This window comes from Bacillus sp. NEAU-CP5, assembly GCF_026420705.1.
GTDB classification, from domain to species: Bacteria; Bacillota; Bacilli; order Bacillales; family Bacillaceae; genus Bacillus; species Bacillus velezensis.
Genome location: NZ_JAPMOV010000004.1, coordinates 333,866 through 357,403, shown reverse-complemented (window position 1 = coordinate 357,403; position 23,538 = coordinate 333,866). Strand labels below are relative to the sequence as shown.

General features: G+C 47.3%; 24 protein-coding genes. 8 read left to right on the top strand and 16 right to left on the bottom strand.

The features are described from left to right. The first annotated feature begins 69 nt into the window (after window positions 1-69). The 4 genes from OTK50_RS14530 to OTK50_RS14515 all read left to right on the top strand — a co-directional run bounded on the left by OTK50_RS14530 (window position 70) and on the right by OTK50_RS14515 (window position 2,907). Entirely contained in the window at window positions 70-384 is a 315-nt protein-coding gene (locus OTK50_RS14530; RefSeq protein WP_020957979.1) for a PadR family transcriptional regulator, read from the top strand. Further along, window positions 385-939, top strand: a complete 555-nt coding sequence (locus OTK50_RS14525; RefSeq protein WP_020957980.1) for an HAAS signaling domain-containing protein — start codon at window positions 385-387, stop codon at window positions 937-939. 97 nt (window positions 940-1,036) lie between these two features. Then, the gene (locus tag OTK50_RS14520; RefSeq protein WP_020957981.1) at window positions 1,037-1,957 is read left to right on the top strand and encodes an ATP-binding cassette domain-containing protein; all 921 of its coding nucleotides are present in this window, start codon (window positions 1,037-1,039) and stop codon (window positions 1,955-1,957) included. Further along, complete coding sequence (locus OTK50_RS14515) at window positions 1,954-2,907, top strand: ABC transporter permease (RefSeq protein WP_025285429.1); 954 nt, start codon at window positions 1,954-1,956, stop codon at window positions 2,905-2,907. Before OTK50_RS14520 ends, OTK50_RS14515 begins: the two co-directional genes overlap by 4 nt. On the opposite strand, the gene OTK50_RS14510 is transcribed toward OTK50_RS14515, so the two are convergent. The 6 genes from OTK50_RS14510 to OTK50_RS14485 form a co-directional block, all read right to left on the bottom strand. Continuing rightward, a complete protein-coding gene (locus OTK50_RS14510; RefSeq protein ID WP_020957983.1) occupies window positions 2,897-3,733 on the bottom strand; it encodes a hypothetical protein in 837 nt (278 codons plus the stop codon). The genes OTK50_RS14515 and OTK50_RS14510 overlap by 11 nt on opposite strands. Then, a complete protein-coding gene (locus OTK50_RS14505; protein WP_020957984.1) occupies window positions 3,724-4,521 on the bottom strand; it encodes a hypothetical protein in 798 nt (265 codons plus the stop codon). Before OTK50_RS14505 ends, OTK50_RS14510 begins: the two co-directional genes overlap by 10 nt. Next, complete coding sequence (locus OTK50_RS14500; protein ID WP_007407663.1) at window positions 4,490-5,413, bottom strand: DUF6895 family protein; 924 nt, start codon at window positions 5,411-5,413, stop codon at window positions 4,490-4,492. Before OTK50_RS14500 ends, OTK50_RS14505 begins: the two co-directional genes overlap by 32 nt. A 48-nt stretch (window positions 5,414-5,461) precedes the next feature. After that, window positions 5,462-5,641: a hypothetical protein gene (locus tag OTK50_RS14495; RefSeq protein WP_003151018.1), complete on the bottom strand. Its 180-nt coding sequence runs from the start codon at window positions 5,639-5,641 to the stop codon at window positions 5,462-5,464. A 151-nt stretch (window positions 5,642-5,792) separates the two neighbouring features. Further along, on the bottom strand, window positions 5,793-6,656 hold the full coding sequence (locus OTK50_RS14490) for a lipoate--protein ligase family protein (RefSeq protein ID WP_007407665.1): 864 nt from the start codon (window positions 6,654-6,656) through the stop codon (window positions 5,793-5,795). Window positions 6,657-6,702: 46 nt separating this feature from the next. Continuing rightward, window positions 6,703-7,602 (bottom strand): LysR family transcriptional regulator, encoded by a 900-nt coding sequence (locus tag OTK50_RS14485; RefSeq protein ID WP_020957985.1) that lies wholly within the window; start codon window positions 7,600-7,602, stop codon window positions 6,703-6,705. Window positions 7,603-7,717: 115 nt separating this feature from the next. Between OTK50_RS14485 and OTK50_RS14480 the strand changes: the two genes are divergently transcribed. Continuing rightward, the gene (locus OTK50_RS14480) at window positions 7,718-8,686 is read left to right on the top strand and encodes a YeiH family protein (protein WP_221663925.1); all 969 of its coding nucleotides are present in this window, start codon (window positions 7,718-7,720) and stop codon (window positions 8,684-8,686) included. 37 nt (window positions 8,687-8,723) lie between these two features. Here OTK50_RS14480 and pta read toward each other — a convergent pair whose 3' ends face one another. Then, window positions 8,724-9,695, bottom strand: a complete 972-nt coding sequence (gene pta, locus OTK50_RS14475; RefSeq protein WP_003151012.1) for a phosphate acetyltransferase — start codon at window positions 9,693-9,695, stop codon at window positions 8,724-8,726. A 261-nt stretch (window positions 9,696-9,956) separates the two neighbouring features. Here pta and hemQ point away from each other — a divergent pair, with 261 nt between their 5' ends. Further along, window positions 9,957-10,721, top strand: coding sequence for a hydrogen peroxide-dependent heme synthase (gene hemQ, locus OTK50_RS14470; protein WP_003151011.1), 765 nt, complete (start codon window positions 9,957-9,959; stop codon window positions 10,719-10,721). A gap of 119 nt (window positions 10,722-10,840) precedes the next feature. After that, a complete protein-coding gene (locus OTK50_RS14465) occupies window positions 10,841-11,620 on the top strand; it encodes an SDR family oxidoreductase (protein ID WP_020957987.1) in 780 nt (259 codons plus the stop codon). Between the two features lie 16 nt (window positions 11,621-11,636). Here OTK50_RS14465 and OTK50_RS14460 read toward each other — a convergent pair whose 3' ends face one another. From OTK50_RS14460 to OTK50_RS14430, 7 genes are all read right to left on the bottom strand, one after another. Further along, on the bottom strand, window positions 11,637-12,836 hold the full coding sequence (locus OTK50_RS14460; protein ID WP_020957988.1) for a pyridoxal phosphate-dependent aminotransferase: 1,200 nt from the start codon (window positions 12,834-12,836) through the stop codon (window positions 11,637-11,639). Window positions 12,837-12,848: 12 nt separating this feature from the next. After that, the gene (locus OTK50_RS14455; protein WP_007407671.1) at window positions 12,849-14,030 is read right to left on the bottom strand and encodes an MFS transporter; all 1,182 of its coding nucleotides are present in this window, start codon (window positions 14,028-14,030) and stop codon (window positions 12,849-12,851) included. Beyond that, on the bottom strand, window positions 14,027-15,445 hold the full coding sequence (locus tag OTK50_RS14450) for an ATP-grasp domain-containing protein (protein WP_221663923.1): 1,419 nt from the start codon (window positions 15,443-15,445) through the stop codon (window positions 14,027-14,029). The genes OTK50_RS14455 and OTK50_RS14450 overlap by 4 nt, the downstream gene beginning before the upstream one ends. Before the next feature lie 17 nt (window positions 15,446-15,462). Continuing rightward, the gene (gene bacC / locus OTK50_RS14445) at window positions 15,463-16,224 is read right to left on the bottom strand and encodes a dihydroanticapsin 7-dehydrogenase (protein WP_044802445.1); all 762 of its coding nucleotides are present in this window, start codon (window positions 16,222-16,224) and stop codon (window positions 15,463-15,465) included. After that, window positions 16,221-16,931, bottom strand: a complete 711-nt coding sequence (locus OTK50_RS14440) for a cupin domain-containing protein (RefSeq protein WP_221663943.1) — start codon at window positions 16,929-16,931, stop codon at window positions 16,221-16,223. The genes bacC and OTK50_RS14440 overlap by 4 nt, the downstream gene beginning before the upstream one ends. Further along, window positions 16,921-17,535, bottom strand: coding sequence for a bacilysin biosynthesis protein BacA (locus OTK50_RS14435; RefSeq protein ID WP_038460245.1), 615 nt, complete (start codon window positions 17,533-17,535; stop codon window positions 16,921-16,923). The genes OTK50_RS14440 and OTK50_RS14435 overlap by 11 nt, the downstream gene beginning before the upstream one ends. Before the next feature lie 161 nt (window positions 17,536-17,696). Beyond that, on the bottom strand, window positions 17,697-18,935 hold the full coding sequence (locus OTK50_RS14430; protein WP_224223891.1) for an MFS transporter: 1,239 nt from the start codon (window positions 18,933-18,935) through the stop codon (window positions 17,697-17,699). Window positions 18,936-19,157: 222 nt separating this feature from the next. On the opposite strand from OTK50_RS14430, the gene OTK50_RS14425 reads away from it, so the two are divergent. After that, window positions 19,158-20,360 carry a multidrug effflux MFS transporter gene (locus OTK50_RS14425; RefSeq protein WP_224223892.1) on the top strand — a complete coding sequence of 401 codons (1,203 nt, stop codon included), beginning with the start codon at window positions 19,158-19,160 and terminating at the stop codon, window positions 20,358-20,360. A gap of 32 nt (window positions 20,361-20,392) precedes the next feature. Here the strand turns inward: OTK50_RS14425 and OTK50_RS14420 are convergent, their stop codons facing one another. Both OTK50_RS14420 and OTK50_RS14415 read right to left on the bottom strand, forming a co-directional pair. After that, window positions 20,393-21,811 (bottom strand): amino acid permease, encoded by a 1,419-nt coding sequence (locus OTK50_RS14420; RefSeq protein WP_224223893.1) that lies wholly within the window; start codon window positions 21,809-21,811, stop codon window positions 20,393-20,395. Window positions 21,812-21,835: 24 nt separating this feature from the next. Beyond that, window positions 21,836-23,518 (bottom strand): M20 family metallopeptidase, encoded by a 1,683-nt coding sequence (locus OTK50_RS14415; protein ID WP_130571363.1) that lies wholly within the window; start codon window positions 23,516-23,518, stop codon window positions 21,836-21,838. Window positions 23,519-23,538 lie beyond the last annotated feature (20 nt).

Genomic DNA, 23,538 nt, shown 5'->3' with positions numbered 1-23,538 from the left:
ATCGATTAGCTACTGTGCAATACACTGTATAGAGAATACAATTATTAGATATGATGGGAATGATAGTAAATGAGTAGCCAATTACGAAAAGGAGCGTTGGAACTTTGTGTGTTGTCCCTGCTTCTTTATGAAGATTTATATGGTTATGAATTAATCAAGATCATAAGTGAAACGTTCCCTGTATCGGAGGGCACCATCTACCCCATATTACGAAGACTCACAAAAAATAACTACCTAAAAACGTATACAGCAGCTTCCGATCAAGGCCCATCACGCAAATATTACAAAGTAACAGAAGAAGGCGCCTTATATCATCAAACATTAAAATCGGAATGGCTTGACCTGTCCGAAAAAGTGAACAGCATCATTAAGGAGGGAAAATGAATGTGTAAAGACCAATATTTAAAACATCTCCGGCGGGAAATAAAAGATCTGCCGGAACTTGAGCAAAAAGAGATACTCGCCGATATCGGCGAAATATTCCAAATGGGCGGCGCTGAAGGAAAAAGCGATGAACAAATCGCCGACAATTTAGGAAACCCCAAAACACTTGCGCGCGCCTTAAAAGCGGATATTTTCATTAGTGATGCCGAGGAGCAGAAAACATGGCGCTCCTTTTTCAAAGCATTCGGCCTGATGCTGGGGATGGGCATGTTCAACTTCATGTTTATGCTGACACCGTTTCTTTTTGCCTCTGTTGCGGTGTTAAGTTTGATGGCGATCGGCCTGATGCTGATGACCGGATCATTCTTTCTCCTCGTAAAAGTGCCGATTGCAACAGCCATTTTTAACGGATGTATGGTTCTTGGAGCGGGTATGGCGGTGTTTATGGCCGGATTTGATCTTTCGAAACTGATATTCCGCATCTTTTTGCGCTATTTCAAATGGAATGTCAGCGTTGTAAGGAGGGAAACCATTGAATCGAAAAATGTGGTATAGCATTGCTCTCATTTTAATCGTTGCCGGCCTGATCGGAAGCATGTTCTTCGGTTTTGACGGCTTTTACCCTAAATCATAAGGAAGGTGTGCAAATATCATGACTGAACCAGCCCTGATATTAAAAGATGTCTCTAAAACAATCAATCATACCCCTATTGTACAGTCAATTTCTTTCGATGTGAGAAAAGGCGAGATTTTCGGCCTTTTAGGGCCGAACGGCTCAGGAAAAACCACTATTTTCAGAATGATCGTACAGCTTATTAAAAAAACAGAAGGAGCCATTTCATTCAGAGGCAGACCGGACAGCGACTTTGAATATTTTATGAGACATATCGGGGTTATCATTGAAGGCCCGGATATGTATCCGAATATGACCGCTTTGCAAAACCTAAAATATTTTACTAAACTGCGCAGCACCTCGCTGCGAACGGATGACCTTATGAATACCCTTGCAAAAGTCGGGCTAGAGCAGGCTGCCCGCAAAAAAGTGAAACATTTCTCATTAGGTATGAAACAGCGCTTGGGGCTCGCTTATTCTCTTCTTCACAATCCCGGATTATTAATTCTGGATGAACCGATGAACGGCCTCGATCCTAAAGGAATGAAAGAATTGCGCACCATTCTTTCCGATTTAGCGAAGCAAGGGGTTTCCATTTTATTATCAAGCCATTTATTGTCGGAAATGGAGGAGATTTGCGATAGGGTTGCCTATATTAAAAAGGGACGGATTTTAGGAATTGAAGACATGAAGAACAGACATGACCTTGGTCAGAAAAAACTGTTTACCGTCACGGTAGATCATCCGGCAAGGGCGAAAGAAATATTAGAGCAGGACGGTATTCTTCAAGTACAGCAAAAAGACAGCCGCATCATTGAATTGGAAGCGGAAGAAGATACCATCCCGTATGTCATTAAATCTTTGGCAGAGAAAGAGATTCTGATTTCCCGCGTTTCTGCAAGAACTTTATCATTGGAAGAGAAATACATGATGATTACAGATCAGGAGGACGCGGTATGAGCATATTTCATCTGGCGCAGAACGAATTCATAAAAATAACCCGAAAAAAAGGCACACTTTTATCTCTTTTTTTCCTGTTTCTCATCGTTTTGCTGGCCGGCCTTATTATGAATCATGAGTTAGATGCTTCCTCGGATAACAATTGGAAAGAACGGCTTCTCGCCGAAAAAAAACAGGAAGAAATTGATAAACCCGCTGAAACGACAGGCGTTTATTATTCTGCTGATGTTAAGAATAAAGACTATTATTTGGAGCATAACATCAACCCCTATGAATGGAACGGCTGGAGGTTTTTCGGCACGGTTACTTCAAACGGGCTTGAGATTTTCGTAAGCTTAACCGCGATTTTAACCGTCAGCGGGATTGTTTCTAAAGAGTTTGCCCTTGGAACGATTAAGTTTATCGCTACAAGCCCGAACCGAAGATGGCGGATTTTAACATCGAAATTTCTGGCCTCCCTTCTGTTTACCGGTATGATTTACTTATTTTACTGTGTGAGCTGTTTGCTGATCGGCGGCGTGTTATTCGGTTTTTCCAATGCTTCATATCCGCTCGTCTATACTCATTTAAATGACAGTCTGTATACCATCAGTTCAATCAAAGCATCCGGAATCATTCTGCTTTTGCGTTTCATATCAATTATAAGCATTGTCACCATTGCGTTCACTTTGTCAGTATTGTGCAAAAGCCAGGCGCTCTCCCTTTGCTTATCGATTTTACTGCTGTTTGCCGGCAGTATATTGGGCGGAACTGATTTGCTTGCCCAATTTACGTGGTATAAATTTACGCTCTTTCCGCATTTAAATCTCGTTGCTTATGTAAATAAAAGTGCGGGTGATGCGATTTCAACGTTAAACATCCCCTATTCCATGACGGTTATAGCGATCTACTTTCTTATTTGTTTATTGATTTCTTTTTCCGTCTTTCAAAAGAGAGACATTACAGCATAGACAGAGAGGCGGCGGCATAATGAGCGGACGGCAGGAAATATTGACGGTCCAGCAATTTGCCGCTGACCGCCCCTTGGTCCATCGCTAATGGATTCAAATAACCGAAGCTCCCGCTGCTTCGCTGCTGAAAGCGTAGAAATTCCCGCCCTTCCCGTATAAAAAGCGCCTCATCGAATTGGAGAAATTTCATAATGGCTGTGTATTTTGCAACGGCGTCAATGTGATACTTTCTGCACTCGGCTAACATTAAACCTGAAAAAGCAAAGTCTGATGTTTTGTACCATTCCGTGAGAAAAGGCTGCAATTCTTTCATTTGCAAATAAGTGACGGCATAAAGGGCATCCGCCTGTTCTTCCTGCATGCCGCCCGGTGCCATGAGCAAATCGGCCTCACGTTTCATCCCGGTTTCTAAGAACACGATCAGTTCTTCCGGAGTCACCGCCCCAAAATAAGCTCCTAACACCATGAGGATCATAGAGGACGGCTCTGATTTCAGTTCCTCTTGTAAACCGCGGACCATTTGTTCAAGTCCGTTATGAAAAAAGATGCTTTTTGCGGCATCTATCCTGCGGTACACATGATACGCATACGCGAACAGGACCGGATGGCATTCGTGCGTTTTTTCTCCAAAATAACGATCTAAGAATAGAATGACTTCTTCTGTATCCTTTCTTTTTTCAAAGTGATGACATGCCGCTAAACCGCAAAACAGGTGCATGAGATCATCTGCTTCCATTTCTTCCGGCTGCAGCTGAATGTTCTTCCAAAAACCCAGCAGCCATTCTTCTGTTTTTTTTATATTAAAATGTTCCTTGACTATCTGCATGTTCCACACTCCAGATTCAGAATCTCAATCGCCGGCAGAAGAGCCGGAGCACAATGAATGGATGGATTCTCGTTATTTATATGATGAAGAGCCGCTTGACAGCCATAAAAAAATGGATCGATACACGATTGGATAAATAACATATTGCACAGCTGTTTCATTTTTCGGCTGCCGAGACAAAACACAAGCCATTTTTGAATGGACGCCTTCAAGCCGGGATGAAGCAGATGCTCTCCCTCATTCAAATGAAGAAGACAGTACTCGACAAACTCCAGCTCGTTTTCAGCTGTTCTTTTCCATGCGTCATGGAGCAAAGGCTGAAACATCGAATTCTTGTAAAAGCGCACTTTTTCATGGTCAGTTGACATTCCCAGCTCGCTCAGCAAACCGACGAATTCGGCGTATTTAAAATAAGGCCATTCTTTTTTTATAAGATAGCCGTTTTGCAATCCGTGACGTATGACCTGATCATCCGAATCCATTCCCTGCTTCTTTTTATAAGCTTTTGCCGTTAAATAGATATGAATCAACTCATTGACAATGGCCGTGTTACAGTGAAACAGATCTTCCCAGCATGACTTATCAACGAAAGCGGAGGCAATCCTTTCAGTATGTTCTTTTACAGCGGAAGAATGGCTCGTCTTCCTGTAGTACTTGCAGAAGCCGGCAAACAGCTGAATGCTCTTTTGATCCGGAAGCGATTGTTCAGCAAAAGATAATAAAAATTGATCTGTCTCTTCAGCTAATCTATTCAAGTTAATCGTTCCTTTCTGCTCTAAGACAGGCATGCGCGGCACCAGCGGCGACAAGTGTTGTATGATAGCAATGTTTGAACACATCTTCTCTTCGCTGTTCACCTGTCAAACCGGGTTTATGTTGATAGGTGATGCTCGGGACATTCCCCTCTTTCATTCGGCCCTGATAGATTTTATTCCAGGCTGCTTCATAGAGCGGTTTATGGTTGTCCTTATCCATGTTGATATGTAAAAAAGAGCTGCACATCAATAATTCACTGGTAATATCTAAATTCTCAAGACAGATATAGATCCCGAGAAATTTCAGGACCTTTTCTTTTAAGGACGGCAGATGATACTCTTTATCCGTAAGCGAAGAACATCCCATGTCTGTTATATAAAAAATCGTATGAGTGATGCTGTACGCATCATGATCCGTCATATATGTATTTGGGATATCCTGACCAGCTGCTGTGTAGTGATATAAGTCAGAAAAATCCGTTATTTCCGAGGTTACACCTGCTCTTTGCAGACTGTACTTCAGATCCATTTTCCGAAAGGGAACTTTAGCAAGGCTGCAATCAAAACGCGCTGCCGTGAATTTTTCCAGCTCCCATATCACCGAAGCCCGTGACGGATGATCAGTCAAGGTAAGAAATTCACCCGCAATAGCCAATCCGGCGAGACCGTCCGGATCAAAATGAATAAATTCTTCAAGCTGATCATTACGGAGCCTTTCTGTAATAAACTCCGTTATAACAGCAACTTCCTTATCATCTGCCTGATTTCTGATCAGGTAATTGGTAAGAAAAATGAGTTCTATAAATGTTTTAAGGCGCCATCTGAAATCATTCGCTACTTTATGATTCATATCAAAATAATGGATATTTTTAACAATCCATGACAGTGCTCCCCGCTTAATTTCTCTTATATACTCTTGTGTCAAACTCTCACCGCCTCGTCTCAGATGTGTAGGCTCCAAACAGTGATTATCCTACTTTTGAGCGGCTAAATCAGAGAAATTCAAATTCGGGTTTTGATTGTCTTCTTGGCTCGGCACTACAAGCACCCAGCCGCTCCAAGCGAAAGAATTGCCTGATTGTTCCGCATCTCCGGCTAACAAATGTGTCGGGATCGTGATTCTTTTTTCTTCTTTTATTTTTTTAAAGTTCATATCTCCATCTCCTTCAGTTTATAGAATTATTTGGAACCTACATAAATATATTAATCAAATAAGGTATATAATGTAAACTAGTTTTGATATAACGATTCTTTTTCACTATAACTAAATAGTATATAATTACCAAAAACAAAAAAGCCCGGACTTAGTCCAAGCTTTCCTGCGTGCCGAACACCTTCTCATTCCGTTCCAGCATTCGGGTCAGATTTTTTTCAAATACCATTTCCTCTTCCGGCGATAATCCGGCTGCATACAGGCGTCCGCTGAGTTCCTTCAGTTCAGTCAAAAGCGCCAGCATTAAGTCTTGCACGGTAATGTCCGTTTGCAGCAATTCGCTTAATGAAGCCATCGTTTCGGGCCGGATATCGGGATATACGCCTTTTGTATCGTTGCTTTTGTCTTTTAAAGCGGCTTGATAGAAACGTCTGATCAGATCGGCGCGTTCGCTTCCGCTTTTATCGGCGCAAAGGTAAATCTGAACCGCGGTTCCGCCCCGCAGGCGTCTTTGTGAGATTCCCGCGAATTTTCGTCCGCCGATGCTGAGATCATAGCTGCCCGGACAGTACGATCCTTTAATTTCATATGCTTCAATTTCGGCATGGTGTGGACGCAGCATCCGCCGCACCAGCTCTGTCATCGCCTCGTAGCCTCTGTCGATGTCGATGCCTTTTTTTTCGTCTTCAAAAATAAGGGAGATATTCAATACGCCTTCGTCCAGTACGACGGCGAGGCCTCCGGAATTGCGGACAATAACACGGTAGCCTTCGTCCTCCAGCAATTTCACGCCGTCCTCTAAAAACGGCAGGCGCGTGTCCTGAATGCCGAGCACGATCGTCCGGTGGTGCACCCAAGAGCGTGCCGTCGCAGGCGATTCCCCTTTGCCTACGGAGGCGCACAGCGTATCATCCATTGCGAATGACTGCTTCGCATCAAAATAAGGGCCGAGGCTGGATTGGTCAATGATTCTCCAGCTCGGCTGCATCAGTAAATCAATCGGTTGCTTTCCCATCTATATTAAATCCCTTTCGTCATAGGCTTTCCATGCATTTATTATATCACTCCGCTTGTGATGATTGAAATTGGCTTTTCAATAGAGCGATGAAGATTTCTTTGTTTTTTGTGTTCTCCATAATGGAAGATTGGATGATAGACAGTTTCCGTTTTAAGGAGAACCCTTTTACCTCAAGCACGGAAATGCTGCCGTGAAGCAGATCCTTTTGCAGCACGCTTTTTGACAGAACGGAAAGACCCATTCCGCTGATCACGGCTTCTTTGACGCCCTGGTTGCTGCTGATCGTCATCATGGATTTCGGCCGCAGTCCGTTTGATTGAAGGACATGGTCTAAATATTCCCTCGTTCCCGAACCCTTCTCCCTCGTCACCCACGCTTGATTTTGCAATTCGGCAGCCGGGATGTTTTTTCTGCCGGCGAGCGGGTGTCCGTTCGGTGCGGCAATGCACAATTCATCCTCCATAAACGGCTGAATGTCCAGCTCGTTTTTCCCCGTATGCCCTTCAATTAATCCGATATCGGCTTGAAGCATCCGAACCGCTTCGCTGACCTCCTCCGTGTTTCCGATCATGACGTCCAGGTTCAGCTCGGGATACTCGTTATGAAGCTTTGCGAGAAGCGGCGGCAGAATATATTCGCCGATGGTAAAGCTCGCGGCGATTTTGAGCTTCCCTTTGACATAATGATGATGGGCGTAAATTTCGGATTTCGCCTGTTCGTACAAAAAGACCATCTGCTTGGCGCGCTGATAGAGAATGTCCCCCGTCGGCGTAGTCGTAAAGTGCTTCGGAGAGCGGTTCAGCAAGGCGGTTTGAAATTCTTTCTCCAGGTTTTTAATGTGAAGGCTGACGCTCGGCTGAGAAATCATCAGCTTCTGCGCCGCCTTTGTAAAGTTTTTTTCTTCCACGACGGCAATGAATGTTTTCAGTTCCCCATAATACAAAAAGCATCGCCCCTAATCATTATTTTTCCTAATCGTTTAGATCATATAAATATATTTTACTAATGATTAAGACCGCAGTAAAGTGGAGTTATCAAGATAATGGGAAGTGACTGAGATGAAGATGGTAAAAGGTGTTTCAGTTACCGCAGGAATTGCGTTTGCGGCTTTCTATGTCAGCCGCCTGCCGTTTTTGCATATGTTCGGAATGCTTGTCCTTGCAATGCTGATCGGCATGCTCTGGCGCGCCGTATTCGGACAGCGGGCGGCATTAGAGCCGGGGATCGCGTTCTCAAGCAAATACTTGCTGAAAGCAGGCATCATCCTGCTTGGTATGAGACTGAATCTGGCGGATATCTATCATGCGGGCTGGCACGTATTTGCAATTGCCGTCTGCTGTATGATGTTTGCGGGTGCCGTTGTATACGGACTGTCCCGGCTGTTCCGTATAGATCAGACACTCAGCACGCTGACAGCCTGCGGCACAGCGATCTGCGGGGCGGCTGCCATTGCCGCGATCGCGCCGCAGATCAGATCAAATGAAAATGCAGCCGCCATCAGCGCGGCCGCCGTTTCGTTATTAGGAACCGTTTTTACTGTTGTATATTCTCTTGCTTATCATGGATTGGGCTTTTCTCCTGCGGCTTACGGAGCCTTTTGCGGGGCAACGCTTCACGAGGTGGCGCATGCGGCGGCGGCCGGCAGCGCCGGAGGAAAAGCAGCCGTCGAGATGGCGGTGATCGTCAAACTGACCCGGGTCGCGCTGCTCGTCCCGGCCGCATTCATGCTCGGAATGCGGGCGCGCCGCAGCGGAAAGTCAAAGACGGCTTCTGCCGCTTCGCTCCCCATCCCTTGGTTTATCTTCGGATTTCTCGGAATGAGCGCCATCCATACATCAGGCGTTATTTCAGCTTCGTTTCTTGTTCAAGTGTCTTATGTTTTAATCGGCATGGCGATGGCGGGTCTCGGTTTGAAAGTCCATATATCGGCGTTTCGCCATAACGGCTGGCGGGCGCTCGCAGCAGGCTTGATCGGTTCTCTCTGTTTGTCCCTGTTCGGCTGGGCCGCAGTGACGTTCTTTCTATAAAAAAATGCCGGCCCTCGTAAAGGCCGGCTTTTGCGGATTACAGCGCTTGAGCAGCCGTAATTAACGCAAGATTGTAGACGTCTTCCGCATTACATCCTCTGGAAAGATCGTTTACAGGCATATTCAATCCTTGCAGAATCGGTCCGACCGCTTCAAAGCCGCCTAAGCGCTGAGCGATTTTGTAGCCGATGTTTCCTGCTTCAAGGCTTGGGAATACAAATACATTCGCGTCTCCTTTAATGTCGGAGTCCGGCGCTTTTTTCTCCGCGACAGACGGCACAAATGCAGCGTCGAATTGGAATTCGCCGTCAAGCGTAAGCTCAGGCGCTTTTTCCTTCGCAATTTTCACGGCTTCAGCCACTTTGTCCGTCTCGTCTGATTTCGCCGATCCTTTTGTAGAGAAGCTGAGCATGGCAACGCGCGGGTCAATGTCAAACATTTGAGCCGTATTGGCGCTTTCAATGGCGATTTCGGCAAGGTCCTGGCTGTCAGGAGCAATGTTGATCGCGCAATCAGCGAACACATACTGCTCGTCACCGCGGGCCATGATGAAGACGCCTGATGTTTTTTTCACGCCTTCTTTTGTTTTGATGATTTGCAGTGCAGGGCGCACCGTATCGGCTGTAGAATGTGCAGCTCCGCTGACAAGTCCGTCTGCGAGACCTTTGTACACAAGCATCGTGCCGAAATAGTTTTCGTCCAGCAAAGCTTTGCGGGCCTGTTCTTCCGTCGCTTTGCCTTTGCGGCGTTCTACGAAAGCCTGAACGAGTTCTTCCATGCCTTCATATGTATGCGGGTCAAAAATGTCCACGCCGTCAAGCGTAAGATTTAATTCTTTCGCTTTTGCTTGAATGTCTTCTTTATTGCCGACTACGATCGGCTTTAATACCTTGTTGCCCGCCAAGTTGTTGACCGCAACCAGGATACGTTCGTCCAACCCTTCAGGAAATACGATTTTCACATCTTTTCCTGCGACTTTTTCTTGTACTTTTGTAAATAAATCTGCCACGATATACCCTCCTCTATGTTGACAAAAAACGCTTACTTTTACAGCATACTCTTCTTCCAGCTAAATTCAAATAACCAACTTCTATTATAGCGCTTTCAAAAAGAAATCTTATTTTTCTAACTAATTTAATTGACCGTTTGTTCACGGCATAGTTTCTGACACAAGGCTTCGGATTATTCAAGGTTTCTCCACAGCCGAAACGGTTAAACTGTGATATAGTGAAGGCATCAATGTAATGAAAAGATATAGGAGTGAAGATACATGAGTGAGCAGCAAAAAACGAACGAAGCCGCCCAAACGCTTGACGGCTGGTACGCGCTTCACGATTTCCGCACAATGGACTGGACGTCATGGAAGATGTTATCCAGCGATGAGCGCCTGTCGATTATTCACGAATTTACGGGACTGCTTGAAAAATGGGGTGTCGCCCAAAAAGAAGGCAAAGGCTCGCAAACCATCTACAGCATCGTCGGACAGAAAGCTGATTTTATGCTGATGATTCTTCGCCCGACAATGGAAGAGCTGAACGAAATCGAGCTTGAATTTAACAAATCAAAGCTTGCTGAATTTACAATCCCGGCTTATTCTTACGTGTCCGTGGTTGAGCTGAGCAACTACCTCGCAAGCGGAGAAGGCGATCCGTATGAAAATCCGCATGTCCGTGCCCGCCTGTATCCTGAGCTGCCCGAAGCGAAATACGTCTGCTTCTATCCGATGGATAAAAGAAGAAGCGGCAATGACAACTGGTACATGCTTTCTATGGATGAACGCAGAAACCTGATGAGAAGCCACGGCTTGATCGGACGGAGCTATGCCGGCAAAGTCAAACAGATTATCACGGGATCTGTCGGTTTTGACGATTACGAATGGGGCGTCACGCTCTTCAGCGATGATGTGCTTCAGTTCAAAAAACTTGTTTACGAAATGCGCTTTGATGAAGTCAGCGCGCGCTACGGCGAATTCGGTTCATTTTTTGTCGGAAACCGCTTGTCTCTTGACACGCTTCCGAAGTTTTTGCACGTGTAACAACCACCCGCCTGTCCGGCGGGTTTTTCCTTTGTCAGAATTTAAATAAAATTTGCTATTTTTATCATTTTTTTTTACGATGTAAAGGAGATTCCATTTTGGTAAAGGGGTGCAGACAGTTGTCAAAACGAACCGCGTTTATTATGGGAGCCAGTCAGGGGATCGGCAAAGCGATCGCTCTGAAACTGGCGGACAATGGCTTTCATACCGTCATTAATTCTCGAGTTCCCGAAAATATCGAATCGGTAAAAGAAGAGATCCTCGCCAAACATCCGGATGCGGGCGTCACCGTTCTGGCCGGGGATATGTCGGATCAGAAGACAAGAGCCGGCATTTTTGAAGAGATCAGATCACAATGCGGACGGCTTGATGTATTGATCAACAACATTCCGGGCGGCTCGCCGGATACCTTTGAAAACTGCGATATAGAGGATATGACAAATACCTTTACGAATAAAACAATCGCTTATATCGACTCTATGAAAACGGCCGCAGCAATCATGAAACAGCACGAATTCGGCAGAATCATTAATATCGTCGGAAACCTATGGAAAGAACCCGGCGCCAATATGTTTACCAACAGCATGATGAACGCCGCTTTAATTAATGCCAGCAAAAACATCGCCATTCAGCTTGCGCCTTTTCACATTACTGTCAACTGTCTGAATCCCGGGTTTATCGCCACAGACCGTTATCACCAATTCGTGAAGAATGTCATGAAGCAAAACGGCATTTCTAAAGCGGAAGCGGAAGAACGGATTGCATCAGGCGTCCCGATGAAGCGTGTCGGAACTCCGGAAGAAACCGCGGCGCTGGCTGCCTTTCTTGCCTCTGAAGAAGCCTCCTATATTACCGGACAGCAAGTGTCAGCCGACGGCGGCAGCATGAAAAGCATATAATAAAAACATCCCGCTCTCAGCGGGATGTTTCTTGTAATGAAGGAAAGGACAAACCGAGCTTTTGAATCCGCAGCACGAATTCCCTTAAATCACCCTGTTTTGCCACCATTGATATTCTGACATAACGCTTTCCGCCGCTGCCGAAAATCTCGCCGGGCGTCACGACAACATGGGCATGCTCCAGCAGATAGTCCGAAAACTGGTGTGAAGACTCGAATTCATTCGGAATTTCAGCCCATACATAAAAAGTCCCTTTCGGTTTTTCAATGCTCCAGCCTAATTCCTTTTCACATAACGCCGTGAAAAAGTCAATCCGTTCTTTATATGTGCGCTTCAGACGCTCCGTATGCTCAGGACTTCCTGACAGCGCCGCCGCTGCCGCCTGCTGAAGACCGCCGAACATGCCGACGAAGACGTGATCCTGAAACTCATTGACCGCCTGAATGATTTTCTCATTCCCCACGGCAAATGCCATTCTCCAGCCTGCCATATTGAAGGTTTTCGAAAATGAATAAAGCTCCGCGCCGACCGTTTTCGCTTCTTTCGCCTGAAGAAAGCTGGCCGGGTTCTGATCAAATTCGAACGCGCCGTATGCAAAATCGTGAATAAGGTGGATGTCATGTTTTTTTGCAAACGCTGCCGCTTTTTCATAAAACGCCTGATCCGCAGTCGCGCCAGTCGGGTTATTCGGGTAATTCAAAAACATCAGCTTGGCTTTTTTCAGGACGGCGGGATCAATCCGCTCAAAATCCGGCAAATAGCCGTTTTCCGGATGAAGCGGCATCTCATGCAGCTCCGCTCTGGCCATTGTAATTCCCGATAAATACTCAGGGTAGCCGGGGTTCGGGACTAAGGCGATATCGCCGGGATTCAGCAGGCATTGCGTCAAAACGTACAAACCAGCTTTCCCTCCGCCGAACAGCGCGACTTCTGTCTCCGGATTGACCGATACCCCGTACTCTCTCTCATAAAATTCCGCGATGGCTTCTTTCAGAAACGGATAGCCTCTGAACGGGCCGTATCCGTGATACGAAGGATTCAGCGCAGCCTCCCGCAATGTTTCAACGATATGCGGCGGTGTGGGGAGATCGGGATTCCCCTGCCCGAGGTTAATGATCTGAGCTCCCGTTTTCTCCATCTCTTTTACCTTTTGAAAAACGAGCGAAAATTCCTGTTTCGGAAGTGTCTTGATGACGTCGGACGGTATGATTTCCATCTGAAAGGCTCCTTATAAATGAATTTGCTCTGATTCGTTATTCCGTTCTGAAAAGGATTTATTGACCAGTTTTGTATGCAGAAACAGCCCGCTGACCAAAAGGACGATAAACGCCATGATGACTGCCGCGTCTACAATATTGATCAGCATGGAACCGACAGCGATGCACAATCCGATGGACGCCTCCGCCACCGAAAAGATCCGGCCCTGAATCTGGTTCGCCGCGTTCTCCTGAACTTTGACCTTCGCCAGCACTTCACCGTATTCCATTGCGATAAAGAAAAGAATAGCGGCAATGACTGACACGGCGAAAATCGGGGTAAACAAAAACAGCGCAAGCGAGACGATCGATAACACTGTAAAATACATCAGCCCTTTATTGTTGTTAAAGCCCCATTTGCTGACAAGAGCGGCGCCGATAAAGCCGCCGAAGCCGATGCAGAACGTCAGGATGAAATTGCCGATTTCCCCGTCGCCTAAAAAGCGGCTGACAATCGGGAAATAGCTGTAGACGACACCCCACAAAAGCGCCATCGTAATCATCGTGAACATGGCGTTTAACACAAAAGCATTTGTTTTGATTTCCTTCAGGCCTTCTTTAAACGACTGAAAAGCTTCCCTTACGTTTTCTGACTGAATCGGCACGTATTGAAGCTTAATGCGGCTGATGAAAAACGCGGAGACAAGATAGGTCACCCCGTTAAACGCGACGGCAAGCTCCACAGAACCGCCTAACAGAAAAAGTCCGCCGGCTGCAGCGCCGACAATAATCGAAATCGTCGTGGCTTTTGCAAACAAAGTGTTGATATTTTTAATATCCGCTTCTAAAGACGACATGACCGCGAGACGTGCCGGGTTAAAAAACACGCCGCTTCCGTAAGAAACAAACAGCAGCGCCAGAAAAAGCAGCGGATATTCGCCTTTCGGGAGAAATGTCAGCCCCAAAAAGATGACGCCTCTGATCACATCCGTCCACAGCATGATTTTCACCCTGTCGAGCCGGTCCACGAGCACGCCTAAAAACGGCTGAAACACCATCGGAATACTGCGGACCGCGATGACGCCGGACGTCACCCAGTAGTCGTGATAGTATGTAGACAAAATGAGCAGAGCCGGGAGAACGCAATAGTCTCCCATAAACGAAAGCGCCTGCCCGAAAAGCAAATACTTAGAGTTCGGTTTCAGCTGTTTCATACCGGTAACGCATACTTTGCAGTCAGCTTCGCCTGCTGCTGAATTTGTTTGATTGATTCGGCCACGTCACCCGAATTGCTTCCTTTCAGCTCGAACGCCGCAATGCTGTTGAACGCTTCGAACAGCCGCAGATCCACGGATGTACCCGCCTCGGCCGCCGAGAAAGAAACGATTTCGGTGTCTCCCTTTAAGACGCCGCCGGGAATGTCAATGCTTTCAATGACGAAATCGACAGCCGTCTCAGGCAGCTGGCCGTTTTCTTTGAAATGCTGAGGATACAAGTGGCAGTCGGCGACATAGCATGGCTCCTGCTCCAATAATCCTTTCGGCAGATCGGCTTCTTTTCCGAAACAGAGAACATCCAATAACAGCTGCGCCATATCGACGCCGAAGACCTTTTTAATATTCGGAATCATGTTCCAGCCCGCAAATCGTGCCGCTGATTCAATCAGTCCGGCTTCCCGGTTTTTCATTAATTTAATCTCTGTATGTGTTGCGCAGTTTTCGAGGCCGAGTCCTTCATTCGCCTTTTTGGCTGCTTCGACGATTTTCCGCTTCGCGTCATCATCCAGGATGGACGGCGTAATATGCGATGTCTCCGTGAATCCGATTTGCGGTGTTTTATCATGAATTGCGACAGGGAAGTATTCTCCGTCGGCCATGATGCCTTCTATGCTGATATAGTCGGAATAACCGCTTGTTTCGTACCAGTCGTCATACTCGCCCTGCAAAAATTCTTCCGCGATAAACGGCGCTTCAAACGTGACCGCTTTCGGTACGTTAATCGACTTCAGATATTCATTGACTCTGTTAAACTCGGCTTCGGCCGTTTCCATCTCTTTGATAAGCGTCACGCCGATGGAGCTCGCCAGATATGTAGGCTTCAGAATGAGCGGCGTTCCGATTTCCTGAAGCGCGGCGCGGAAATCTTCCAGCGTCGTCACCCGTTTGTTTTTGATAGACTTGACGCCGGCCCGGTTGAAGGCGGCTCTCATTTTGTTTTTATCTCTGGCATTTTCAGCGGCCTGTACGCCCGCTCCCCGCAGGCCGAGACGTTCACACGCTTTTGCCATCGGAGCGATAAACAGTTCATTGTTGGTCGTAATGGCGTCAACCGCGAACATGCCGGCCACCTTGACGATTTCTTCGACGACTTCTTCCTCAGGTTTATCATGATCTTCATGAGCCCAGTAAATCGAATCGGGATGCTCAAAATCAGCCAGACTCTTAAAATAGTCTTTATCTTTAATGACCGCGACCGAGTATTTTTCAATCAAAGCTGCATGAGAGGCTGTAATTGCAAAAGGTCTCGGAATAAAGCTGACGAGGTTGTATTTTTCGGCTGCGCTTTTGTAAAACATATGCGGCGGGCATCCCCCAAGGTCAGCGATAACCAATACTGTTTTTCTCTCCATATGTAAACACTCCTTCTCTATTGTGCGGTGTATCCACCGTCTGCGGTGATCGCGCTTCCGGTCATATAGCTGGATAAATCCGACGCGAGAAACAGCATGACGTTCGCTATTTCTTCAGGCTTGCCGAGTCTCAGCAGCGGATTGACTTTCGCTTTTTCTTTTTTGATTTCTTCAAGCGTGCCTTCGTTGTTTTCAAGGAACGACTTTTCATTCAAAGGTGTGTCAATGATTCCCGGGCACACGCAATTGACGCGGATGTTGTGTTTGGCGTAATCGACGGCCATCGAACGCGTCAGCTGCAATACGCCGCCTTTAGAGGCGTTATACGCGGGAATGTCGGGCCATGCAACGACTCCTCCGACGGAGCACGTGTTAATGATATTGCCCTTGCCGCTTTTGAGCATATACTTGAGCGCGTGCTTGCTCATAAGAAACATACCCGTCAGATTGACGTTGAGCACCTTGTTCCAATCGCTCAGCTCCATCTCATGAATCGGGGCGACAATTTCGATGCCGGCGTTATTGATTAACACGTCCAATCCGCCGAACTTGTCCGCCGCTGACCGGATGGCGTTTTGACATGCCGGTTCATCTGTAATATCCGTCCGGACAAAATGCAGCCTGTCATTGTTTTCTTTCCGGATCATCGCTTCTCCCTGCGCCTCATCAATATCCGCGACGACCACATTCGCCTGCTGATTCAGAAACGCCTGAACCGCGGCATAACCGATGCCTGATGCGCCCCCTGTGATGAGGACGGTTTTATCCGTCAGGTTCATGACTTTTTCGCCTCTAATTTTTTCGCTTTTGCTCTGTTATAGCGCGGAGGGAAAAAGATATTGACTGATTTTGAATCTTTTTCAAATCTGTTGATGGCGCCGTGATCTTCTCTCGGATCGCAGAAATAAGCTGTGCCGAATGTCATATCCACTTTGCAGCCTTCAATGGTCATATCATAGCCGCCGCCGATGCAGATGCCGATCTGTTCATTGCGGTGTTTATGGAACGGCATTTCTCCCCCGTTGCCCGGAATGTTGGCAAGCATGATTTCCACCCAGTCTTCCACGAAGAACGTGACTTCCATCCCAGGCAATAAGTCTCTCGTTTTAAAAATATTCAAAAAATAGTCCTCGGGGCTTGTGTAGGTTTCACCGGCTTTCAGGCGTTTAATATCAATGGCGATCACTTCTTGATCCGTCTCATTTCTTGCGCCGTGAGGCACGTTAGGAGGCGCGATATAGGCTGATTCCAGCGCTGTCATCTTTCTTGTGACATCTCCGACAGTCATGGACAGCTCGCCGGAAACGACAAGGCCGATTTGGACTTCCTTATGCTGATGCGGTTCCACGTTTGTATGCGGCGGAACGTAAGAAAGCAGAACTTCCGTATCCCCTCTGACGGACGAATATTGTCTTACTCCGTTATCCCATTCTATTAATTTAGGCGTCGGGAAATAAAGTTCCTGCAAATCTTGTTCAGTTTTCATCATGAATCTCTCCTTTTCCGAATAATGACCAGCTCATGGGAATGCTTTTAAATGTTTTGACAAAGTGAAGGCCGTACTTTTGTCTGGCCAGCTCATTTGTCAGCGCGATGTCGGACAAACCGTCCTTCACTCTTTTCGCGGCTGCGCTCGTCGAGTTCACCAGATCAAACGTGACATCTTTACGGGTAAAATACTTAATCAAATTGATAGGAGACGGGTGGGATACGATGACAGTCTTATCAAGCATGTCATCCGTATATTTAAAACCGGGCCGGACAGCCAGGCCGTACATCGGGGTGTCGCACCTGAAAATTTGCAGAAGCTGCAGATCCGGTCTCATGTAGAAGTGCTTAATGCCGTCATACGCGTGAGGCACAATTGTGTATTCCAGCGGACTTTGAAGCGTTTTTTCAATGCACGATTCAAATGTATCATGCAGTGATAATTTGCTGTTCACCCCTTGGAGAAGGGTAAAATTGGTGATGAAGTTTTTTGCTGCGTACTCACTGCTTGTCCCTTCAGGACCGAGCGTGTTGATCGTAATCAGTTTAGATATTGAATAAGCCTTGCTTTTTGTTTGAATGCTATTATCCAATATAATCATGAGCACCAACCAATCTGTTAAATTTTAAGTAAATATTATCCATAGATGTTCAAGCTGTCAATATTATTTGAAAATATTGATAATTATTCCTATATATTAGAAAACACCTTAAGATATAAGGTGTTAAAAATTAACATTTATAAAATTATAGAAACTTTATTTTACCGATACAATGATTGGTCGGCCTGATGCTCATATTTCCCATACCTTCTGTATGCGAAAACGCTGAGGACAAAGCCGATGAGGGTGACGGCCGCACAGATAAATCCGACAGCTGCATATCCGTATCCGACATAGACCGGACCCATGACAGCAGAACCCAAGGTGACGGCCAAATTGGACGCCAGGCTGTAAAATGCCATGATTTTGCCCCGGCGGCTCTGTGAGCAATCACTTAAAATGGTGCTGAGCAAAGTCACCGTCAGGCTTTGCATCAATCCCCAGACGAATAACCCGATGACCAAAAACGGCATTGATGACGGCGCATAGGCGAGACAGGAAAGCCATATGCTGATCACGGCCAATGCCGCGATCAAAGAGCGCATTTTCCCCGCCTTATCTGCGATTTTTCCGGTGAACACGCTCATGGAAAAACCGATTCCGTACACCATGATCAGCAGCCCTGAAGCTGTATTTCCCCCCGGCAGCACGCGGTGAAGATAGGTGCCGAGAAATGAATACATGCCGTAAAAACCGATCATGTTGCAAAAAGTGATCGTGAGGTATACAGGGACACGTGGCACCTTCAGCGCATCCCGGAAAGTGCCTCCCTGCCGTCCGTTTTCCTCTTCTGTTTTATCCCCATCCGCCGTGCTGCGGCGCGCCTCAATGAAAATGAGCGAAGCAACGAGGACAGACATCAGGGCGAAAATCCAAAACGTCCACCGCCAATTCAAAACGCCGCCGATAAAAGAGCCGATCGGAACGCCGAAAATCAAAGCGAGCGACCAGCTTGACACGATCAGACCCATCACCTTGCCGCGGTACGCATAAGGCACACGGTCGCCGACCACCGCATAAGCTGTCGGCACAAACGCACCCGCCGCAAGCCCGGAAAGCGCCCTGCCCAGAAAGAAGAAAAAGAGATTGTGCGCCAGCGCGCAGATCACCGTGCCGGCCGTAAATATAAGCAGCCCCGCCATCAGGCTGAGCTCCCGGGAATATTTATCTCCCAGCGGAACGAGAAGCGGCGCCCCGATAAAAATCATCACTCCGTAAATACTGATGGAAAGCGCCAGCACACTGACATCCGAGCTGAAAGCCCGCGCTAAATCCGGAAGCAGCGGAGAAATCACCAGCTCTTCAGAACCCGCGGCAAATACGCCTAATGTCAAAGCAAGCGCGAGACAGATCGGAAATCGGCGTTTCGTTTCGATGTGATCGGTTTGTTTGCTGTTCATGCTCTTTGAACACCTCTTCCGTAGAACTTTTCTATCTTTTGTTGTTTTATAGTTTAGCATCCTTATGTTTCATTTTACATTTCACATGAAAACTAATTCTTACTTTTTATTTACATTCAGATTTTAAATAAAATATTTAGTTTGTATTTAATAAATGATATAAAATACGCCGTCCGGTTATGCTATAGTGATAGAATCATTTGTTAAGGTGGGGGTCATGGAATGAATAACGCTGATTCAAAGGCCGCCCGCGCAGGCCTTGGCATGGTACTGATTCTCGGGACGCTCGCTTCATTCGGGCCGCTTTCGCTCGATATGTATCTGCCCGCTTTGCCTGAAGTGGCGGCCGATCTTCATACGACAGCGTCACTTGCGCAGCTGAGCCTGACGTTTTGTCTTTTGGGGCTGGCGATCGGGCAGATCGTTGTCGGGCCGCTCAGTGATATGATCGGGCGCCGGAAGCCGCTGATTCTGTCATTGCTGCTTTATACGCTGTCTTCTTTATTATGCGCCTTCAGCCCTTCTGTTTCGTTTTTAATTGTTATGAGGTTTATTCAAGGATTCACCGGGGCGGCCGGAATCGTCATCGCACGGGCTTCCGCGCGCGATATGTATTCCGGAAAAGAATTAACGGCTTTTTTCTCATTACTGATGCTCGTCAATGGGGCGGCGCCGATTTTAGCGCCGATTACAGGGGGATTTATCCTTCAGTTCGCCGGCTGGAAAATCGTATTTGTCGTGCTGGCGGTGATCGGCTGTATCATTTCCGCCGCCGTGCTTACGGCGTTGCCTGAATCACTCCCGCCGGAAAAGCGGACAAGCGGCGGACTCCGGGAGACGCTGATGACGTTTCGCGGCCTGCTTGGCGACCGGATGTTTATGGGATTTGCGCTCAGCCAGGCATTTGTGATGACCGGCATGTTCGCATATATTGCCGGGTCGCCGTTTGTACTGCAAAACATCTACGGCGTATCAGCGCAAATGTTCAGCCTGCTGTTCGCCGTAAACGGTGCGGGAATCATATGCGCCACCCAAATCACCGGACGGATGGCTAAAACACATGATGAACGGAAGCTGTTTGTCTCCGGTCTGTTGATCGCCGTCATCGGAAGCATCGCTTTGCTTTTATCACTTGCGTTTGTTTTAGGCCTGACGGCGGTCTGCATTTCTTTATTCATCATTGTTTCTTCTGTCGGGATCGTCACGACGACGGGATTTTCTTTGGCTATGCAGAAACAAGAGAAAGGCGCGGGAAGCGCTGCGGCTCTTCTCGGACTTCTGCCCTTTATCGGGGGTGCGGCTGCCGCTCCCCTTGTCGGTATTGCCGGAGAAGAAAATGCCTGGCCGATGGCCGTCAGCATTTTCGGTTTTCAGTTCTGTGCCGTTCTATCCTATGTGCTGTCGGCCAAACGAAAAACAAAGTAAAGCCCGCCGCTTTTTGCGGAGGGCTTTTTTTCTTATCCGGCAGCGCCTTTTTCCGAAGAAGCCGCCTCACGCTTCAGGCGTTTTTTGATACCGAAGTGATAATACGCGTAACAGATGATCATCAGCGGGACGCCGCAGTACAGACCGATACGCTGGTCGGGGATAAAGATGAGACTGATCAAGATAAGCCCGTAAACCGAAAATCCGAGAATCGGCACGATCGGATAAAAAGGCGTTTTAAATGCCAGGTCTTTCAGATTTCCTCCTTCAGCGAGAAAGCGCCTCCGGAAAACGAATTGTGAAGCGCAGATTGACATCCACGCGACGACGGTAATCATACCGGAGATGGAAATGAGCCACACATACACCGTTTCAGCCGCGAATACACTTGTCAGCAGGGATAAACCGGAGATGGCGATGGTGATGGAAAGAGCTTTCAGAGGCACGCCTTTTTTCGTCAGTTTCGTTAAGGAAGCGGGACCCATCTTAGTTTTTGATAGGGACCACATCATTCTGGACGAAGCGTACAGCCCGGAATTCGCCACCGACAGCATGGCGGTCAGAATGACAAAGTTCATGATATCAGCCGCATAGGGAACGCCGATTTTATCCAGCACAGCCACAAACGGGCTTTCGATGACGCCTGCCGTTTGGTACGGCAAAATGGACACGAGAACAAACATCGCCAGCACGAAGAAAAACAGCGTCCGCCATATGACGTTTCGGATTGAGCGGGGAAGCGTCTTTTCCGGATTTTCGCTTTCTCCCGAGGCGATTCCGACCAGCTCGGTGCCCTGGAATGAAAAATTCACCATGACAAGGGTAAACAGCACGGCTTGGGCGCCGTTCGGGAAAAGCCCTTTGTCCGTCGTAAAGTTTGACAGATACGGAGCCGTCTGCCCGCCGTTAAAACCGACAAAGCCGAATACCGCAGCGCAGCCGAGAATAATAAACAATACAATGGCCATGACCTTAATGCTGGAAAACCAAAATTCCATTTCCGCAAAACTCCGCGCAGACAGCGCGTTAATGGAAAAAATGACGACGCCGAATACAAGGCACCACACCCAAATCGGAACGGCCGGAAACCACCGCTGCATTAAAATCCCCGCCGACGTCAGTTCAAGCCCCACTGTATTGGCCCAGCTGAATGCGTACATCCATCCGATCGTAAATCCTGTCGACGGCCCGAGAAACTTTGCGGCATACGCCTGAAATGATCCTGCGACCGGCATGGCGACCGCGAGCTCCCCCAAACAAAGCATCACCAGATACATTAAAACTCCGCCGATCACATAAGCCAATATCGCGCCGATCGGTCCCGCTTCACTGATCGTAAAACCGGAGCCCAGAAAAAGCCCCGTCCCGATCACGCCACCGAGGGCGATCATAAACAAATGCCGGCCCTTCATCGTGCGCTGCAATTCAGTTTGATTGGTATCTCCCTGCATATACATCCCCCTTATTCCGTTATGTCAGCCATTTGTGCGTATGTCTAATCGGTAGCTGTGCAAAAGGTGCATTGTCGTCTGCTGAATGAGTTCCGGCAGCACATGGAATGTGTACGGCTTGTACACGCGTTCCGTCCATTTATGGCCGTCCTTTCCGTATACCCCTATATTGACCGACGGAATATTCAATTCCCTGATTTCTTTAAAAGGAATCGTCCCAATGACATCCCAGCCCGGAAAATTATCGGTAAAGGCGGAGACCTCCTCGTCTGTTTCATGCAGCGATAAAAAGCTTCCGTCCGCTAAATAAGGAAAAAACTTTTTAAAGACGAATGTTTCTCCGGTTGATGCCGCTGTTTTATCGACCGCTTCTTGAATGACATGCTGCAAAAGCCGGTCCCGTGTGCTCTCTTCTTTCAGATAATTGTGCGGAAGGTAAGGCGGCGCATAGAAAATAATGACCTTGGCTCCCTGCTCAGGATCGAGTTTTTGCAGTTCCTCGACGGCTTTAAAGCATCTCATCCGCAGTTCAAGATGTTCATATGTTTTAAATGTCTGCTCGATACACTGTGCAGGGTCTATCCCGCGGTTTCTCAGCCTTTTCAGGTAATCTTCCAGACTGTACACTTGAACGTTCCATGACATCTCTTTTTTCGGCAGGCTCGTTCTCTCGCAGTATTCGTCATAATAATCAGATAATTTTCGCTCTGTCTCTCTGCAGGCCTCGTCAGCCACGGCAGTCAGCTGATCCATGACTTCTTTGGCGGTTTTCTCGTAAATAAAATAATTAAAATAGACATAGCTGCTGACGGCGGTCTGCACGTTATACGCTTCCTTATTGTCACGCTGGTACAGGCAGGTCGGCGGAAGCACAAGCTCCCCTTCAATGTTTTCCGCCATATGAATATTGTTGTGAATTCTTCTGGTGATTTCTGATGCGATCAAATTCGGGTCGATGCCGGACAGCGTATCACCGACATGCACCTCCCGTCCGTAAATCGCAAAGCAAGGCAAAAGCTTCCCTGCCGCGCCCGTGTAGATGTACCTTGTCGTGTCACCCTCATACAGCGGCGTGATAAAATCGTTATTAATCGCTGCTAAATAACGAAGATGCTTTTCTTGTTTCAGCCGTTTTAATTCAGAAATGCTGGTTAAAATGCCGGAATGCTGGCTTTCTTCATCCGGGTTTGCCATGAACAGAATATGGCCCGGCAGCTGATCGCGCCGTTCAGAAAAGTGAAGCAGATTGGCGAGATGAACGGCAATACCGCTCTGCATATCAACCGAACCCCTTCCGAACATCCACTCGCCTGAGCGGGCGTCCCGCTGCACATCCCGATCAAATTCATAGTTTGAGAAATACTCCGCGAGACGGTCGGAATCAAAAGCGATATCTTTTAAAGGGCCGAAATCCTCGATGCCGACCGTATCAAGATGAGCGTGATAAATGACCGTATTCAGGCTTTCGCCGTTTCCCTCAATAAATGCGAAAATATTTTTGCGGCCGTAAGGGTCCTCAGGAATCGCCTGCTCCCACACATGTAACGGATTCTCCTGAAAGTAGGGAAAGCTCTTGATCATATCTTTGATATAGTCGGCTTTTTTTCCTTCTCCCAATGTGCCGTTGATGCTGTTTAACGCCACCAGTGATTTCGTAATGGCTTCTATTTTCTCCTCCGGAAGCATTTTGCTGAGCTGCTGATACATATTCCATCCTCCTTACCCTC

What these genes read in the sequence shown, in the direction of transcription:
- OTK50_RS14530 (WP_020957979.1), top strand. Translation starts at nt 70, where the DNA reads ATGAGTAGCCAATTACGAAAAGGAGCGTTGGAACTTTGTGTGTTGTCC.
- OTK50_RS14525 (WP_020957980.1), top strand. Translation starts at nt 385, where the DNA reads ATGTGTAAAGACCAATATTTAAAACATCTCCGGCGGGAAATAAAAGAT.
- OTK50_RS14520 (WP_020957981.1), top strand. Translation starts at nt 1,037, where the DNA reads ATGACTGAACCAGCCCTGATATTAAAAGATGTCTCTAAAACAATCAAT.
- OTK50_RS14515 (WP_025285429.1), top strand. Translation starts at nt 1,954, where the DNA reads ATGAGCATATTTCATCTGGCGCAGAACGAATTCATAAAAATAACCCGA.
- OTK50_RS14510 (WP_020957983.1), bottom strand. Translation starts at nt 3,733, where the DNA reads ATGCAGATAGTCAAGGAACATTTTAATATAAAAAAAACAGAAGAATGG.
- OTK50_RS14505 (WP_020957984.1), bottom strand. Translation starts at nt 4,521, where the DNA reads ATGCCTGTCTTAGAGCAGAAAGGAACGATTAACTTGAATAGATTAGCT.
- OTK50_RS14495 (WP_003151018.1), bottom strand. Translation starts at nt 5,641, where the DNA reads ATGAACTTTAAAAAAATAAAAGAAGAAAAAAGAATCACGATCCCGACA.
- OTK50_RS14490 (WP_007407665.1), bottom strand. Translation starts at nt 6,656, where the DNA reads ATGGGAAAGCAACCGATTGATTTACTGATGCAGCCGAGCTGGAGAATC.
- OTK50_RS14480 (WP_221663925.1), top strand. Translation starts at nt 7,718, where the DNA reads ATGAAGATGGTAAAAGGTGTTTCAGTTACCGCAGGAATTGCGTTTGCG.
- hemQ (WP_003151011.1), top strand. Translation starts at nt 9,957, where the DNA reads ATGAGTGAGCAGCAAAAAACGAACGAAGCCGCCCAAACGCTTGACGGC.
- OTK50_RS14460 (WP_020957988.1), bottom strand. Translation starts at nt 12,836, where the DNA reads ATGGAAATCATACCGTCCGACGTCATCAAGACACTTCCGAAACAGGAA.
- OTK50_RS14455 (WP_007407671.1), bottom strand. Translation starts at nt 14,030, where the DNA reads ATGAAACAGCTGAAACCGAACTCTAAGTATTTGCTTTTCGGGCAGGCG.
- OTK50_RS14450 (WP_221663923.1), bottom strand. Translation starts at nt 15,445, where the DNA reads ATGGAGAGAAAAACAGTATTGGTTATCGCTGACCTTGGGGGATGCCCG.
- bacC (WP_044802445.1), bottom strand. Translation starts at nt 16,224, where the DNA reads ATGAACCTGACGGATAAAACCGTCCTCATCACAGGGGGCGCATCAGGC.
- OTK50_RS14440 (WP_221663943.1), bottom strand. Translation starts at nt 16,931, where the DNA reads ATGAAAACTGAACAAGATTTGCAGGAACTTTATTTCCCGACGCCTAAA.
- OTK50_RS14435 (WP_038460245.1), bottom strand. Translation starts at nt 17,535, where the DNA reads ATGATTATATTGGATAATAGCATTCAAACAAAAAGCAAGGCTTATTCA.
- OTK50_RS14430 (WP_224223891.1), bottom strand. Translation starts at nt 18,935, where the DNA reads ATGAACAGCAAACAAACCGATCACATCGAAACGAAACGCCGATTTCCG.
- OTK50_RS14425 (WP_224223892.1), top strand. Translation starts at nt 19,158, where the DNA reads ATGAATAACGCTGATTCAAAGGCCGCCCGCGCAGGCCTTGGCATGGTA.
- OTK50_RS14420 (WP_224223893.1), bottom strand. Translation starts at nt 21,811, where the DNA reads ATGCAGGGAGATACCAATCAAACTGAATTGCAGCGCACGATGAAGGGC.
- OTK50_RS14415 (WP_130571363.1), bottom strand. Translation starts at nt 23,518, where the DNA reads ATGTATCAGCAGCTCAGCAAAATGCTTCCGGAGGAGAAAATAGAAGCC.